We start from the raw sequence: 481 nt of genomic DNA on the forward strand, positions 1-481 counted from the left end.
CCACGAAGAAGCGGCCGAGGCCATCTTCGAGTTGCTGCCGCCAGAGCGGCAGCGGCGGAGTGTGGGCATCGAGATATTCCTTTCGAATGGGCCCGCGCTGAGATGCGGCGTGATACATGTCCTTGGCATCGAGGATGCGACGGTCTTCCTGGTGATAGCGATACAGCATATCGGCGCCGAAGTTGCCCATGCGCGAGTTCTCGGTAGTGGTTCGCGTGGGGTCGGGCGGCAGCGGTGGTAGCTCAGGCGTGCGACGGAAGGGATCGCTCTGTATGGCTGAAGTCGCCCATTCGGCTTTCTGGGTTGCATCGGCGGACCAGTCGCGCAGCAGCTTGAAGTCGTCGGGGGATTTGCTCAGGCGGTACTGAAACTCCTGCGCGTCGCGTTCGGAGTTCAGGCCATGGGAGATGAACCAATTCAGGCGGTCAAAGGAACTCGTATTGTCGAAGCCGCTGTCCGAACCGGCGATCCACATTCCGGC

General features: G+C 61.3%; 1 protein-coding gene. It reads right to left on the bottom strand.

Features of this window, described 5'->3' with window-relative positions; all coding sequences use genetic code 11:
* Positions 1-481, bottom strand: a 481-nt coding sequence (locus QCE83_RS35055) for a hypothetical protein (RefSeq protein ID WP_309821481.1), incomplete at both ends; no start/stop codon positions are given.

The organism is Caballeronia sp. LZ034LL (assembly GCF_031451215.1).
Lineage (GTDB): Bacteria > Pseudomonadota > Gammaproteobacteria > Burkholderiales > Burkholderiaceae > Caballeronia.